At 41.8% G+C, this 14952-nt stretch carries 13 protein-coding genes; 1 reads left to right on the top strand and 12 read right to left on the bottom strand.

Annotated elements, in window-relative coordinates:
* Positions 1-55 precede the first annotated feature (55 nt).
* Complete coding sequence (locus tag LI164_RS00320; protein WP_227086578.1) at positions 56-1981, top strand: ABC-F family ATP-binding cassette domain-containing protein; 1926 nt, start codon at positions 56-58, stop codon at positions 1979-1981.
* 14 nt (positions 1982-1995) lie between these two features.
* Here LI164_RS00320 and LI164_RS00315 read toward each other — a convergent pair whose 3' ends face one another.
* The 12 genes from LI164_RS00315 to LI164_RS00260 form a co-directional block, all read right to left on the bottom strand.
* Positions 1996-2499, bottom strand: coding sequence for an NUDIX domain-containing protein (locus LI164_RS00315; RefSeq protein WP_005332616.1), 504 nt, complete (start codon positions 2497-2499; stop codon positions 1996-1998).
* A gap of 15 nt (positions 2500-2514) precedes the next feature.
* On the bottom strand, positions 2515-3714 hold the full coding sequence (locus LI164_RS00310; protein WP_117494265.1) for an NADP-dependent isocitrate dehydrogenase: 1200 nt from the start codon (positions 3712-3714) through the stop codon (positions 2515-2517).
* A gap of 59 nt (positions 3715-3773) precedes the next feature.
* Positions 3774-4430, bottom strand: coding sequence for a GntR family transcriptional regulator (locus LI164_RS00305; protein WP_005336501.1), 657 nt, complete (start codon positions 4428-4430; stop codon positions 3774-3776).
* Positions 4431-4766: 336 nt separating this feature from the next.
* The gene (gene ilvA / locus LI164_RS00300; protein WP_005332608.1) at positions 4767-5981 is read right to left on the bottom strand and encodes a threonine ammonia-lyase; all 1215 of its coding nucleotides are present in this window, start codon (positions 5979-5981) and stop codon (positions 4767-4769) included.
* Positions 5975-6922, bottom strand: a complete 948-nt coding sequence (gene ftsY, locus LI164_RS00295; protein ID WP_227078241.1) for a signal recognition particle-docking protein FtsY — start codon at positions 6920-6922, stop codon at positions 5975-5977. Before ftsY ends, ilvA begins: the two co-directional genes overlap by 7 nt.
* A 68-nt stretch (positions 6923-6990) precedes the next feature.
* Entirely contained in the window at positions 6991-10551 is a 3561-nt protein-coding gene (smc, locus tag LI164_RS00290; protein WP_227086577.1) for a chromosome segregation protein SMC, read from the bottom strand.
* A 7-nt stretch (positions 10552-10558) separates the two neighbouring features.
* Positions 10559-11254: a ribonuclease III gene (rnc, locus tag LI164_RS00285; RefSeq protein WP_040015439.1), complete on the bottom strand. Its 696-nt coding sequence runs from the start codon at positions 11252-11254 to the stop codon at positions 10559-10561.
* A 65-nt stretch (positions 11255-11319) separates the two neighbouring features.
* A complete protein-coding gene (acpP, locus tag LI164_RS00280) occupies positions 11320-11556 on the bottom strand; it encodes an acyl carrier protein (protein ID WP_005336507.1) in 237 nt (78 codons plus the stop codon).
* 34 nt (positions 11557-11590) lie between these two features.
* Complete coding sequence (plsX, locus tag LI164_RS00275) at positions 11591-12613, bottom strand: phosphate acyltransferase PlsX (RefSeq protein ID WP_040015438.1); 1023 nt, start codon at positions 12611-12613, stop codon at positions 11591-11593.
* A 66-nt stretch (positions 12614-12679) separates the two neighbouring features.
* On the bottom strand, positions 12680-13633 hold the full coding sequence (locus LI164_RS00270) for an AEC family transporter (RefSeq protein ID WP_168933082.1): 954 nt from the start codon (positions 13631-13633) through the stop codon (positions 12680-12682).
* A 359-nt stretch (positions 13634-13992) separates the two neighbouring features.
* Positions 13993-14172, bottom strand: a complete 180-nt coding sequence (gene rpmF / locus LI164_RS00265; RefSeq protein ID WP_005332600.1) for a 50S ribosomal protein L32 — start codon at positions 14170-14172, stop codon at positions 13993-13995.
* Between the two features lie 3 nt (positions 14173-14175).
* A complete protein-coding gene (locus LI164_RS00260; protein ID WP_117606132.1) occupies positions 14176-14709 on the bottom strand; it encodes a DUF177 domain-containing protein in 534 nt (177 codons plus the stop codon).
* Positions 14710-14952: the final 243 nt, after the last annotated feature.

The raw sequence follows: 14952 nt of genomic DNA, 5'->3' as shown, positions 1-14952 counted from the left end.
AGCCCTGCGGCATCTTTATTTCTCAAAATCACAGGATTTTATCAAGGAGGATAGGATGATACTTGCATGTCACAATATCAAAAAAGCCTTTGGAGAGGAAGTAATTGTCTCCGGCGGCTCCTTTCATATAGAAGACCACGAAAAAGCAGCTCTCGTAGGACCGAACGGTGCTGGAAAGACAACACTTCTTAAGATGATCGTTGGTGAGATTCAGGCGGACGGCGGCAATGTTGTTCTGACACGCGGCAAGACGATGGGATATCTGGCACAGCATCAGGATATGAATAATGACCATACGATCTATCAAGAGGTACGCACTGCAAAAGCCGATATTCTCGACATGGAGCGGCAGATTCGTGAGATTGAACAGGAAATGAAGCATTTAAGCGGAGAACGTCTGGAAGAACGTATGAATACATACCAGCGGCTCACAGCAGCATTCGAACGTGAAAATGGATACGCCTGCGAAAGTGAAATCACTGGTGTTTTAAAAGGACTGGGATTTACAGAAGAAGAATTCGCAAAACCGGTTGCAACTTTATCCGGAGGTCAGAAAACCCGTGTTTCTCTCGGAAAACTGCTCCTCACAAAGCCAGATATTCTGCTTTTGGACGAGCCAACCAACCATTTGGATTTAAATTCCATCTCATGGCTGGAAACTTATCTTCTGAATTATCCCGGTGCAGTACTGATTGTCTCTCATGACCGGTATTTCCTGAACCGGGTTGTAACAAAAGTCGTCGAGATTGAACTTGGCAAGCTTACCACTTTCATGGGCAATTATACAGATTACGCCCAAAAAAAAGAAATGCTCCGTGAAGCCAGAATGAAAGAGTATCTGAACCAGCAGCAGGAAATTAAGCATCAGGAAGCGGTCATTGAAAAGCTCCGCTCCTTCAACCGCGAAAAATCCATCAAGCGTGCAGAAAGCCGTGAAAAGATGCTGGATAAGATGACCCCGGTTGAAAAACCGATGGAACTACATACAGATATGCATTTAACACTGGAACCTTCCTGTGTCAGCGGTAATGATGTCTTAAGTGTCGAGCATTTAAGCAAAGCATTTCCACCACAGATTTTATTTGAAGATGTCAGCTTCGAAATCAAGCGTGGGGAACATGTCGCGATCATCGGAGATAATGGAACCGGAAAAACAACAATCCTTAAGATTTTAAATCAGGTACTCAAAGCTGATTCTGGAAGTTTCCGTCTCGGTTCTAATGTAAAGATTGGTTACTACGATCAGGAACACCACGTTCTACACATGGAAAAAACTATTTTCCAGGAGATTTCCGACGACTATCCTAATCTTAATAACACGCAGATCCGTAAAGTGCTGGCAGCATTTTTATTTACCGGAGATGATGTATTTAAACTTATTAGTGACTTAAGCGGTGGCGAACGTGGACGCGTGTCCCTTGCAAAGCTGATGCTTTCTGAAGCGAACTTCCTGATTCTCGATGAGCCGACCAACCATCTGGATATTACATCAAAAGAGATTCTGGAACATGCACTGAATAATTACACAGGAACGGTTCTTTATGTTTCACACGACCGTTACTTTATCAATCAGACTGCAACACGTATCATGGATCTTGTTAATCATACGTTTGTAAATTATATTGGAAATTATGATTATTATCTTGAGAAAAAAGAAGAACTGACAGCCGCATATTCCAATACGTCTCGCTTAGAAAATAATTCCTCTTCTGCAGCTGCTGACTTGGCCTCTGATTCAAAGTTAAGCTGGCAGGAACAAAAAGAAGCTCAGGCAAAAGAACGGAAACGCGCTAATGAATTCAAAAAGACAGAAGAACGGATCGGTGTTCTGGAAGATAGAAGTGCTGAAATTGATATTCTAATGGCGCAGGAGGAAGTTTATACGAATTCAGTAAAATGTCAGGAACTTGCAAAAGAACGTGCAGAAATTGACGCTGAACTTGAAACTTTATATGAAAAATGGGAAGAGCTGGCCGAATAAGCCAGCTCATTTTTCTACTCTTCAAAAACACGTTTGATACTATCATAATGCAGGAAGATTCCTTCGTCAGCCAGAGCCTTGATCTCATCAGCTGTTGCAATCTTATATCCTGCAGTCTCTTCTGTCTGAAGATGCAGGTCTTCTTCTTTAAAATCCTTTTCAAAACGATAGACATCTACAAAATAATTGTCGCCTTCTCCAGGATTTTCTCTGTGATAGGTAAACATATAACCGCCCACACAGCCATTTACATCCAATCCTGTTTCTTCCAGTACCTCACGACGTACCGCTTCCTCGGAGCTTTCACCTGCCTGTGCAGCGCCTCCGGAAACTTCCCACCAGCCTGGTGCCCATGCCTTTGTCAGAACGCGGCGGGTAATCAGATATTTTCCATCTGGACGGCGGATCACACCTAACACTGTCAAGTGATACTCATCCTCTTTCAGGCACCAGTCATTGCGCTTCATTTTTCGCCCGGTCAGCTGTTTGTTTTTATCATAAATATCCCAGTATTCCATGCATTTCAACTCTTTCTATACTAACTTTTCAGCAATCGCTTTAATAAAGTCTTCACTGTTTAACACTGTTGGATTCGGAAGTGTTGTGATAAGAGCCAGATCTTTTGTCATCTTTCCTTCCTCAATTGTATCAATCGTTGCCTTCTCTAATTTATCTGCAAAATCCATCAGCTCCTGATTTTGATCCAGTTCACCACGTTTACGAAGAGCTCCGCTCCATGCAAAGATTGTTGCAACAGAGTTAGTAGAAGTTTCTTCGCCTTTCAAATGCTTGTAATAATGACGCTGTACTGTACCGTGAGCAGCTTCATACTCGTAATATCCTTCCGGTGATACAAGCACGGATGTCATCATGGCAAGAGAACCAAATGCAGAAGAAATCATATCGCTCATAACATCTCCATCATAGTTCTTGCATGCCCAGATGTAGCCTCCTTCAGATTTCATAACACGCGCTACAGCATCATCGATCAATGTGTAGAAATATTCGATACCGGCTTCATCGAATTTCTCTTTATATTCTGCATCAAAGATTTCCTGGAAAATGTCTTTAAATGTGTGGTCATATTTCTTAGAAATTGTATCTTTTGTTGCGAACCAGAGATCCTGCTTTGTGTCTAATGCGTAATTGAAGCAGCTTCTGGCAAAGCTCTCGATAGAACCACAGAGGTTATGGATTCCCTGAGCAACCCCTGGTCCGTCATATTTGTGGACAAGTTCTTTGATCTGTGTTCCATCATCTCCTGTATACACAAGCTCTACCTTTCCAGGTCCAGGAACCTTGATTTCTGTATTTTTATATACATCACCATAAGCATGTCTTGCAATGGTAATTGGCTTTTTCCAATTTTTAACGCATGGCTCAATTCCTTTTACAACGATCGGTGCACGGAATACAGTTCCATCTAAAATTGCACGGATGGTACCATTCGGACTTTTCCACATTTCCTTCAGATTATACTCTGGCATACGCGCAGCATTCGGTGTAATTGTTGCACATTTTACTGCTACTTTGTACTTCTTTGTTGCTTCTGCGGAATCAAATGTAACCTGATCATTCGTCTCATTACGATGTTCAAGTCCAAGATCATAATAATCTGTATTTAGCTCAATAAATGGATTCAGAAGATGTTCTTTGATCATCTTCCAAAGAATTCTTGTCATCTCATCTCCGTCCATCTCTACAATTGGTGTTGTCATTTTAATTTTCGCCATGTCTTTGTCCTCCTGCCACTATATAAACTTTACTTATATGATTCTTACAATTTGAAACATTAATCTTCAATTTCGATATGAAGATTTTCCATTACATGCATGATGTGCAGATTTGCAAGTCTTTCCGCTTCATCAGCATCCCCTTTTTTGATTGCTTCCAAAATTGCCTTGTGCTCCTCGATGGACTTCTCAGCCCGGTTTTTTGCACCTACAGACAACATACGTGCCATCTTTACATATTTGTGAAAGTCCGATAACGTATGTTCCATAATCCGGCTGTTGGATGCTTCATATAAAACATGATGGAATTTACCGTCAAGATCTGACACCTGAACAACTTTGTCCTTATCCTTTTTCAAATGAAACTCAGATAAAAGAACAATTTCTTCCAGCTGCTCAATCTGTTCCGGAGTGATATGCTCTGTCGCCCATCTGGCGCACATACCTTCCAACATAGAACGAATCATGTAAATATCCTGAACATCTTTCGGCGTAATGCCTGTTACATAGGCTCCTTTGTTAGGAATAATCTTTACAAGTCCTTCCAGTTCCAGTTGCCTAAGTGCCTCACGAACCGGAGTCCTGCTAACTCCCATCTCCTCACCGATTGTAATCTCCCTGAGTTCATCACAATCCTTATAGACACCGGATAAAATATCCTCCCTCAATTTTTCAAATACCCTTCCTCTAAGAGAACGGTCCTGATACTCTTCCATAATTTTAACCTTCTTCGTGACCTTCTGGAATCTTTCTGACACTAAAAAGTCACCTTTCTTTTTATATAATGCACTTCGTGTATAATTGTATACAATCCAATCTCATATGTCAAGAGACAAAACAAAAATCCTTCAAAAATCCCATAGCAAAAAGAGAAAACCCGAAACTTTTTTTGAATCTTGCTCTTTCTGGTTTTCTCTTCTATGCTATTTTTATTCAAGAATGCCTCGGCATTCTTGCTGCAAGGTGCGCGTCATGCAATTGCATGACATACTTCTACTGCGCACCTCTGCAATCCTGCCGGAGGCTATATCAGCTGGGGGATTGACTCCCAGCTAATATAATTTTGCACCGATCTCTCTTGGCCGGAATCCTTTTTCTTCCAGAGCTTTCATAATCTGGTTCTTATGCTCTGTACCGTAAGCTTCCATTGTAATACGAAGCTCCACAGCAGCATTACGGTTGGTGCTAACGAACTGATTATGCTCCAGTTTAATAACATTTCCCTGGGCATCAGCAATCGTCTGAGCAACAAGCGCAAGCTGTCCCGGTTTATCCGGAAGTAATACAGATGCCGAAAAGATACGGTCTCTCTGAATCAGTCCATGCTGTACAATGGAAGACATTGTGATAACATCCATGTTGCCTCCACTTAAAATTGCAACCGCCTTCTTTCCTTTCAAATCTAACTGCTTGAGTGCTGCAACTGTCAGCAGTCCGGAATTCTCAACAATCATTTTATGATTTTCGACCATATCGAGGAAAGCTCCGACAAGCTCATCATCTTCTACAGTCAGCATCTGGTCGATGTTCTTCTTTGCATACTCGAAAATGCGGTCTCCGACACGTTTTACTGCAGTACCGTCTGCTATGGTATTTGCACTGTCCAATGTAACCGGCTCGCCAGAAGCAAGTGCCATTGTCATACTTGGCGCAGCAGCAGGCTCAACACCAATCACTTTAATCTTTGGATTCAACATTTTTGCAAGTGTAGATACACCTGTAATCAATCCGCCGCCGCCAACTGGCGCAAGAATATAATCGACGGTTGGAAGCTCCTGCACAATTTCCATTGCAATACTTCCCTGACCTGCTACGATGTCCAGGTCATCAAACGGATGTACAAATGTACTTCCGCGCTCCTGAGCCAGTTTTTCGGCATACGCACAGGAATCATCATAGACATCTCCGTAAAGGATCACCTCTGCGCCGTAGCTTTTTGTACGATTTACTTTGATCAATGGTGTTACTGTCGGCATAACGATTGTAGCCTTGCATCCGAATTTCTGTGCTGCGTATGCAACACCCTGTGCATGGTTTCCGGCTGATGCAGCCACCAGTCCTTTTGCTCTTGCCTCTTCAGACATTGTGCTGATCTTATAATATGCGCCACGCACTTTATAAGCTCCTGTATACTGCATATTTTCCGGCTTCAGATAAACCTTACCGCCCGTCTGCTGGCTTAAGTTTTCACTGTATACCAGTTTCGTCGGAAGAGTTACGTTTTTTACAATTTCGCTTGCCTCTTCAAATTTTTCTAATGTTAACATACTTCATTCTCTCCTTTTACATCAAACAATGCATTTACAAATGTATCAGAATTAAATTTCTGCAAATCATCAATCGTCTCGCCGACACCGATATATTTTACCGGAATACCAAGTTCCGCCTGGATTGCAACTGCAATACCACCTTTTGCAGTTCCATCCATTTTTGTCAGGATAACACCGGTAATATCAGCAACTTCATTAAATTCCTTTGCCTGAGCAAGTGCATTCTGACCTGTTGTGGCATCTAGCACTACCAGTGTCTCACGATATGCGTCCGGAAATTCACGGTCAATGATTTTATTCATTTTACGAAGCTCTTCCATCAGGTTCTTCTTATTGTGAAGCCGTCCGGCAGTATCAATCAAAAGTACATCGGCATGTCTTGCCTTGGCAGCTGCAACTGCGTCATAGACAACGGCTGCAGGATCAGAACCTTCCTGGCCTCCGATCAATTCTGCTTGTGCACGGTTCGCCCACTCTTTCAACTGATCTCCCGCTGCAGCACGAAATGTATCTGCGGCAGCCAGCACAACTTTTTTATTCTGACTGCGGAGTTTTCCAGCTAATTTACCAATCGTAGTTGTCTTTCCGACACCATTCACTCCAATGACCATGACCACCGAAGTTCTCTCTTCAAATTCATAAGCAGCTTCTCCGACGTCCATCTGCTCTTTGATGCTGTCAATCAGGATTTGTCTGCATTCAACAGGTTCTTTGATATGCTGGGTTTTTACCTTTTCTCTTAATTTGTCCAGAATATCATAAGTTGCCTGAACTCCGAGATCGCCCATGATGAGGACTTCCTCCAGTTCTTCATAAAAGTCCTCATCAATATGTGTAAATCCGTTAAAAATACTGTCCATGCCGGACACAATATTATCTCTTGTCTTTGTGAGACCATCGACAAGTCGTCTGAAAAAACCTTTCTTTTCTTCTGCCATACTTTTACTCCTTTCAAGGCCGGCTCCCTGCCAATATATTTCTTTGTTCTATCTTACCTGCGCTTTCTCTAATCGTCCAGTTCATCTTCCAGAAGACTGACGGACACAAGTGTCGAAATTCCTTTTTCCTGCATGGTGATTCCGTACAGACGGTCTGCCGCAGTCATTGTACCTCGTCTGTGCGTAATGACAATGAACTGTGTATTCTTTGTAAGCTTATGCAGATACTGTGCAAAACGGTCAACATTGCTATCGTCCAGTGCTGCCTCAATCTCGTCAAGCAGACAGAACGGGGACGGCTTGAGATTCTGAATTGCAAATAATAATGAGATTGCTGTCAGAGCCTTCTCTCCACCAGATAACTGCATCATATTCTGCAGTTTCTTTCCAGGTGGCTGAGCAATAATACGAATTCCTGCTTCCAGAACATCTTCATCGTCCATCAGTTCCAATGTACCTTTTCCGCCTCCGAACAATTGCTTGAATACGTGGTCGAATTCCTGACAAATGTGTGCGAACTGCTCTGTGAACTGCTTTCGCATCGCTTCGTCCAATTCTGCGATAATTTTTTCCAGTGTTGCTTCTGCTTCCACGAGATCATCATGCTGCGTCTTTAAGAACTCATATCGCTCCGATACATTTTTATAGTCCTCAATGGCATTGACATTAACATTTCCCAAAGCGCGTATTTCTCCTTTTAATTCCTGAATACGCTTTTTCATCTTCGCAACATCCGTTAAATTTTCATTCCTAAGCTCCATCGCACGATTATAAGTGAGTTCATACTCTTCCCACATATAATTGAACTGCTTCTCGGCAGCTTCTTCATAACTGTTCTTCTGGCTCTCCAGACGAAAGATTTCTTTATCCAGATCAGAAATCTGCCTGGAGAGATCTTCACGCTTCTGTAAGAAATCTTTATGGCGCTGGTTCAGATCTTCACGTGTCTTCTTCGCCTTTTCAATCTCATCCTGAATTTCCACAAATAATTCTCCGGAATTCTCAATCGTCTGGCGCAGTTCCTGAATCTGAGATTCTTTTTCCTCGATTTCTTTGCTCGTACCGCCTTTACTTGCTTCCAGCCCCTTCAACTCTTCGCGGAATTTTTGCATCTCTTCCTGAATACGTTCTGCATTTTCCATTACGAACAGAACCTTTTGTTCTGTAGCAGCACAGGATAAATGTGCATTTTCCGAAGCCTGCTGCTGTAATATTTCCTGATGTTTCAGATCATCTAACTTTGTCTGCCCTTCTTCAATCTGTTTATTCAGGTCACGTTCTAACTGTTCAGACGTATCCAGCTCTACATTGATGGACTGCTGATTATCCATGATATCACTGATCTCCTGATCCAGTTGCTGTGTCTCTTTCTGAATTTCCAGCGCAGTCTGATTCGCTGCTTCAATCTTGCTCTTTGCCTGATCGGCATTCATCTTCGCTGTATTTTGGCGGACATATGCTTTCTGTAGTAAATCTTTGATCTGTTCGATTTTATTATAGTAACCGGAACGATTGTTTTTCAGCTCCGCGATCTCCTGCTCTGTCTTTGCTACATCCGCACGGAGTTTTTGGACAGCCTGCTCCAGCTCTTCTATCTCACGGCGTCTACTTAAAAGGGTGCTGGAATTCTTGAATGCTCCACCAGTCATAGAACCGCCTGGATTGATCAGATCACCTTCCAGCGTTACAATTCGAATAGACTGCCTGTATTTTCTTGCAATGGCAAGTCCGTGATCAATATGATCGACAACCAGTGTTCTGCCAAGAAGAGAGCCTGCCAGTTCCAGGTACTTGTCTTCCACCATAACAAGAGTGTCTGCAAGACCGATAACTCCTGCTTCATTCAATGCCTGTGGCTGAGCGATTCCTCCATGGGAACGGATCTGCGTCAGTGGGAGAAATGTTGCACGACCGAATTTATTCTTTTTCAAAAATTCAATCATACGTTTTGCTGTCTGTTCGTTATCTGTAACAATATTCTGGATACTGCCGCCAAGAGCCGTCTCAATGGCTGTCTCATATTTTTTCTCTACTTTAATAATATCTGCAACAACACCTAACAGCCCTTTTTCATGACTGCGGTTATCCATAACACGCTTAATACTGTTACCGTATCCGTCATAGCGTTCAGTCATATTTCTAAGAGACTCCAGGCGTGAATGCTCTCTGTGGTAAGCGCTCTGACTTGCACGGATCTGCTCATTTTTTTCATTTAAAGACTTTTGAAGTTCCTGAATCTGTGATTCATAGTTCTTCTTCTCTTCTGCAAAGGAAATAATCTGATCTGATACTTCTTTTAACTCCGCATAAAATGTCTCATATTGTTCTTTCTGAAGACCGGCTTCACTTTGCGCACCAAAATATCTCTGGTTCAGTCCGGATTTCCGCACCTGGATCTGTTCCATCATAGTATCGAACTTCTGGATCTGAGCTTTTGTGGATGCACGGTTTCCGAGAATTTCCCGAATATCATTCTGGTTCTTTTCAATATCAGAACTAAGACTTGCAATACGGATCTGAAGCTTGTTCAGATTCTCTTTTTCAAGTGTTTCTGCTTTTCGGCCGGAATCTAATTCTGCCTGGAGTCTTGTCTGATCCGAAATCAGAGTACCAAGCTGTTCCTCACGCTCGGAAAGTTCCCGTTCAATGGACTGAGCACGATTCGCGTAATGCTCATCATTCATTCTGGCACTGTGGATCTGCTCCTTCAAAAGAGCAATCTGATTCTCCAACTGTTGTTTTAACATGCTTGTCTCAGTAAGCTTGCGATTATAAGTCTCAATAGACGCGTCCATCGTATCGACTTGTTCTTCAATACTTTCATATTCCTGCTTTGTATCTTCATACAAGCGGTTTGCTTCTTCCATCTGAGCCTTTGTCAGATTATCTTTTGCTTCCACATCCCGGATCTGCTCTTTCAGGCGGTCTGCTTCTAACAGAAACATATTGATATCATAAGTCTTCAGTTCTTCTTTTTTCTTCAGATATTCTCTTGCTTTCTCAGACTGCCGTTCCAATGGGCCGACCTGCTTCTCAAGCTCCGAAAGAATATCATTGACACGGATCAGATTCTGCTGTTCCTCTTCCAGCTTCTTCACAGACATACTCTTACGTCTTTTGAATTTTACAATACCGGCAGCCTCATCAAACAACTCTCGCCGCTCTTCCGGTTTACCACTTAAGATCTTGTCAATCTGTCCCTGTCCGATAATGGAGTATCCTTCTTTACCGATACCTGTATCATAAAATAATTCATTAATATCTTTCAGCCTGCATGCACTGCCATTGATCAGATATTCACTTTCACCAGAACGGTATAACTTTCTTGTTACCGTAACTTCTTCGAAATCAATCGCAAGTTTATGATCTGAATTATCCAATGTGATTGCTACAGACGCATAGCTTAACGGTTTACGGTTCTCTGTACCGGAAAAGATAACATCTTGCATTGTGCCGCCTCGAAGCTGCTTGACACGCTGTTCACCAAGTACCCACCGCACCGCATCGGCTACATTACTCTTACCACTTCCATTTGGTCCGACAATTCCTGTAATACCGTTGTGAAAATCGAATTTTATCTTGTTTGCAAAGGACTTAAACCCCTGCACTTCTATGCTTTTTAAATACATACAACACCTACTTTATATTCTTTTTGCGGAGCATCAGAATGGTCTTGTAGGCAGCTTCCTGTTCTGCGCTCTTTTTTGTACGTCCTTTTCCGATTCCATAGACCTGTTCTCCGATCTGAAGTTCGACCTGGAAAGTTTTATCGTGATCTGGGCCCTCTTCCCCAACCAGATGGTAAGAAAGTTCTTCTTTAAAATGTGCCTGCACAATTTCCTGCAGGATAGTCTTGCTATCATAAAAGAGCTTTTTATTCTCCAGGTCTTTTAAAATGAATCGGTTGATAAACTCTTTTGCATTAGCAAAACCACCATCTACATAGATTGCACCAATCAGTGCCTCCATAGCATCAGAAGTAACAGATTCTCTCTTCCTTCCTCCTGTTGCATCCTCTCCTTTTCCAAGAAGCAGATATTCTCCAAGTTCAATCTCCCGTGCACAAAATGCGAGTGCTGGTTCGCAGACCATGCTGGCGCGGGTCTTTGTTAATTCTCCTTCCGGAGTTGTCGGATGTTCAAAAAATAAAAATTCACTGGACACAAGTTCCAGTACTGCATCACCCAGGAATTCCAGGCGCTCATTACATTCATACTTCGGAAGATGCTCTTCATTCACATAGGAGCTGTGACTCATTGCCTTCTTAAGAAGCGCAAAATCCTGAAATGTATATCCGATTCTATGTTCTAATTCTTTTAAATTTCTCTTCATGCTCATTCTCCTATAGTCAGAAAGAGAGAAAGCCCTTTTTTCCGGACTTTCTCACTTATAATATCTTAGTTGTTTCCAGTTGCATTCTGGATCTGCTCAACAGCATCTCCTACCGTTACGATCTTCTCAGCATCTTCATCACTGATTTCAAGTTCAAACTCATCCTCTATAGCTGTAACAATCTGGAATACATCCAAGGAATCTGCGTCCAGATCATCCTTGAATGTAGAATCCATTGTAATTTTGTCCTCGTCAACATCACAGACCTCTGCAATAATTTTTTTCAGTTTTTCAAACTCCATAATTACGTCTCCTTTTGCTTGTTTGTTCATTCTATTATTCAGCGGCAGCTTCTTCCGCCTGAATACTTGCTTTGATTTTCTCACTGATATTCTGTTGTTTAAATGTGACACACTGAATGATTGTATTCGTCACTTCTTTTGCTTTCGCACTTCCATGGGTCTTAACTACAAGACCGTTCAGTCCCAGAAGCGGAGCTCCACCGTACTCTGTAGCATCGAATGTCTTCAAAGTCGTCTTAAGCGCCGGTTTTACAAGAAGCGCGCCAATCTTGCTTCGAAGAGTGGACATCATACCGCCTTTGATCTTATCGACAAGAACAGCCCCCAGTCCTTCATAAAGCTTTAAGATCACATTTCCCACAAATGCTTCACAGACAATTACATCTGCCTGGCCATGTGGAATCTCTCTCGCCTCCACACTTCCGATAAAATTAATTCCCGGAAGTTCTTTTAACTGTGGAAATGTATCTTTGACCAGTGCATTGCCCTTCTCTTCTTCCGCACCGATATTCACGATACCTACCTTCGGATCCTTTATACCAAGAACATTCTCCATATAGATGGACCCCATCTTGGCAAACTGAAGAAGATGTGCCGGTCTGGCGTCTACATTCGCACCACAGTCAATCAAAAGAGAAACTCCTTTTTCCGTTGGAATAAGCGGAGCTAATGGCGCACGGTCAACACCTTTGATTCTGCCAACAATCACCTGTCCGCCCACAAGAATCGCTCCTGAACTTCCAGCAGATACAAAAGCATCTGCTTTTCCCTCTTTTACAAGCTTCATCCCGACTACGATGGAAGAATCTTTCTTCCTGCGTATAGCATGTACCGGCGGCTCTGCTGTCTCGATCACTTCTGTCGCATTCACAATCTCGATCTGCTCTGGATTGTATGTCTTGCCTTCCAGACCTTTTCTTATGACGTCTTCAATACCGACCAGAATGACTTTTACATTCTTTTCCTTGGAAATGGCATCAATTGCGCCGTCAATCATTGCAGCCGGAGCATTATCTCCACCCATAGCATCCAGTACTACTGTTGTAATTTCTGACATGATATTTCCTCCTGTCTCTACTGGTAATATTCTACTAAACATCACCGGAAAAATCAACACGTATCTTTACAACATGACAATCAATGCAGCTGTGATCAATCCGATACTGATCAGCATCGAAATGGAATTAATTGTACTGGAAAGCTCATAATCTTCTCCCAGAGCATCTGTATAAGCTGGGCAGGCGCTGGCAATCGGGCTTAAAAATGCAAGAACAAGCGCTTGTCTGATCTGCAGCGGGAATGGCAGACAGAAAAAAGCAATCGCAGCAAATGATATGGTCACTGCATAACGCGTGAACAAAATCCGGATCACATGACTGATTCCATCTTTTTTAATATTCAGTTTGAATCCGACCCCAATCATCAGCATCGCCGTAAATGCATTGGCATTGGAGCCAATCTGTGTAACCGACAATACAAGTCTGGGAATCGGAATCCCTAGAATCAGAACAATCAACATCCCAAAATAAACAAGAAACGGAGTGGATCTACTCAATGCCCGCCCCATAGTCTTCAGCGAATTTTTTAACTGTGTTTTGGCAGCTGTCTCTGTTCCCGGCACCCTATGTATGGAGTTTTTGAATACTTCCGCAACTGCCTTTGCCCCACCGTTACAATAAAAAGCATTTCCCATATCAAATAGCGTGATGCCAAGAAGACTAAGCGGCTCTAAAAAGCTCTGTGCAAACGGCAGGCAGAAATTTCCGATATTATATCCTGACAAATTCAAAATATCAAATGGAATATTCTCTTTTTTCCCTGTTATTCTCGATGTAAAAAACGCAATAAACATCATAAGAATTCCAACAAAAAGACTAAGTCCTGTCACTGTTAAAAGCGAAATCTGAAAATCTACTTTTGAAAATGAATAGATAATTGCACAAGGCAACGTGATATTCAGCAAAATTTTTGCAAGTGTACGAAAATCCTGTTCATGAAAAAATCCGACTTTCTTCAGAAAAACTCCAAGTGCAATAATAAGCAGATATGCTGCTGCGCGGTATAAAATGTCGTTCATAATCTGTCCCTCTACTTCTATTTTACTCAGGTTTTACTATACCACAGAATTTCATTTTTTCAATCCTTAACTTCCAATCTTATATAGTTACCGTTCATAGTACCTGTGCTCAGTAACCTTATATCCACCCACAGTAATCCCAATCACGAATCTTGTTGTCATATAAAATGGCACAAAAAAAACAGCTTTAAGCTGCTACGAAGTTAAATCAATAAAATTTATACACATGGACTATACATAACCGTTGAAATTCGTTTGTTTAAATTGGGGTACAGAGTGGGGTACATTTTAGAAAATACCGCTTTATCACGGGGTTAAGGAATGCCTCAACCCCCTAGATTTACAGCGTTTCTTACTCATTAGTCCTGAGCAATGATTTCTTTTTTGTTGTAGCTTCCGCAAGCCTTGCAGACTCTATGAGGCATCATTAATTCGCCGCATTTGCTGCATTTTACCAGGTTCGGAGCACTCATCTTCCAATTAGCTCTTCTCTTATCTCTTCTAGCTTTTGAAGATTTGTTCTTTGGACAAATTGACATAGGTTACACCTCCTTAAAATTCTTAAAAACATCGCGGATAACTGACATTCTAGGGTCAAGACTCGTATCTTCACAGTTACAAGTTCCCTGATTCAGGTTTTGACCACATACGTTGCAAATCCCTTTACAGTCTTCGCTACACAGAATCTTCGTCGGCCACCCTATTAGAATCTCGCTGCCGACCAGTTGATCAACATCGAGTGTATATCCGTCAATATAATTTGCTTCGTCTAAATCCTCTGATTCCACTTCACTCTCATCTGTGACATTTCCCTTTGTGATGCGTAAAATATTCAGATCGAATACTGTCGCCACCGGTTCCAGACATCTGTCACACGGAATCTCTACAGTCAGCTTGCAAGTTCCTTCTATCTGAAGTTTTCCGTTCTCCATATAATTAATCTTTACATGAACATCAGAACTTTCAGTGACCGGATACTCACCAAGCCCGTTCCGAAATATTTTAAGTTCACATGGAACTGTCTCATCAACAGATCTGTGTGGTTCGGATAAGACATTGGATAGGTCAATCAACATATTAATCACCCCTATTCATACCTGTCTATTATATCATGGAAAAGCTGTTTGTCAACTACATTTTAGAAATTATTTTTTGATTATTCCAAATATTTTTATACGCATCTTCTTTTCGAACTAAACATCATACTTTGTTCTGTCCGGAAAATATTCTACATCTTGTAATTACTACAGACATACACCCTTCCGTATTCAGACGGAAGGGTGTAAATAATCAAATCAATAACTTTTTTACAATAGTTT

The organism is Dorea sp. 210702-DFI.3.125, from assembly GCF_020560945.1.
Taxonomy (GTDB): domain Bacteria; phylum Bacillota; class Clostridia; order Lachnospirales; family Lachnospiraceae; genus Dorea; species Dorea formicigenerans.
The sequence above is the reverse complement of the archived record's forward strand: the minus strand, read 5'-3'. Positions and strand labels throughout refer to the sequence as shown.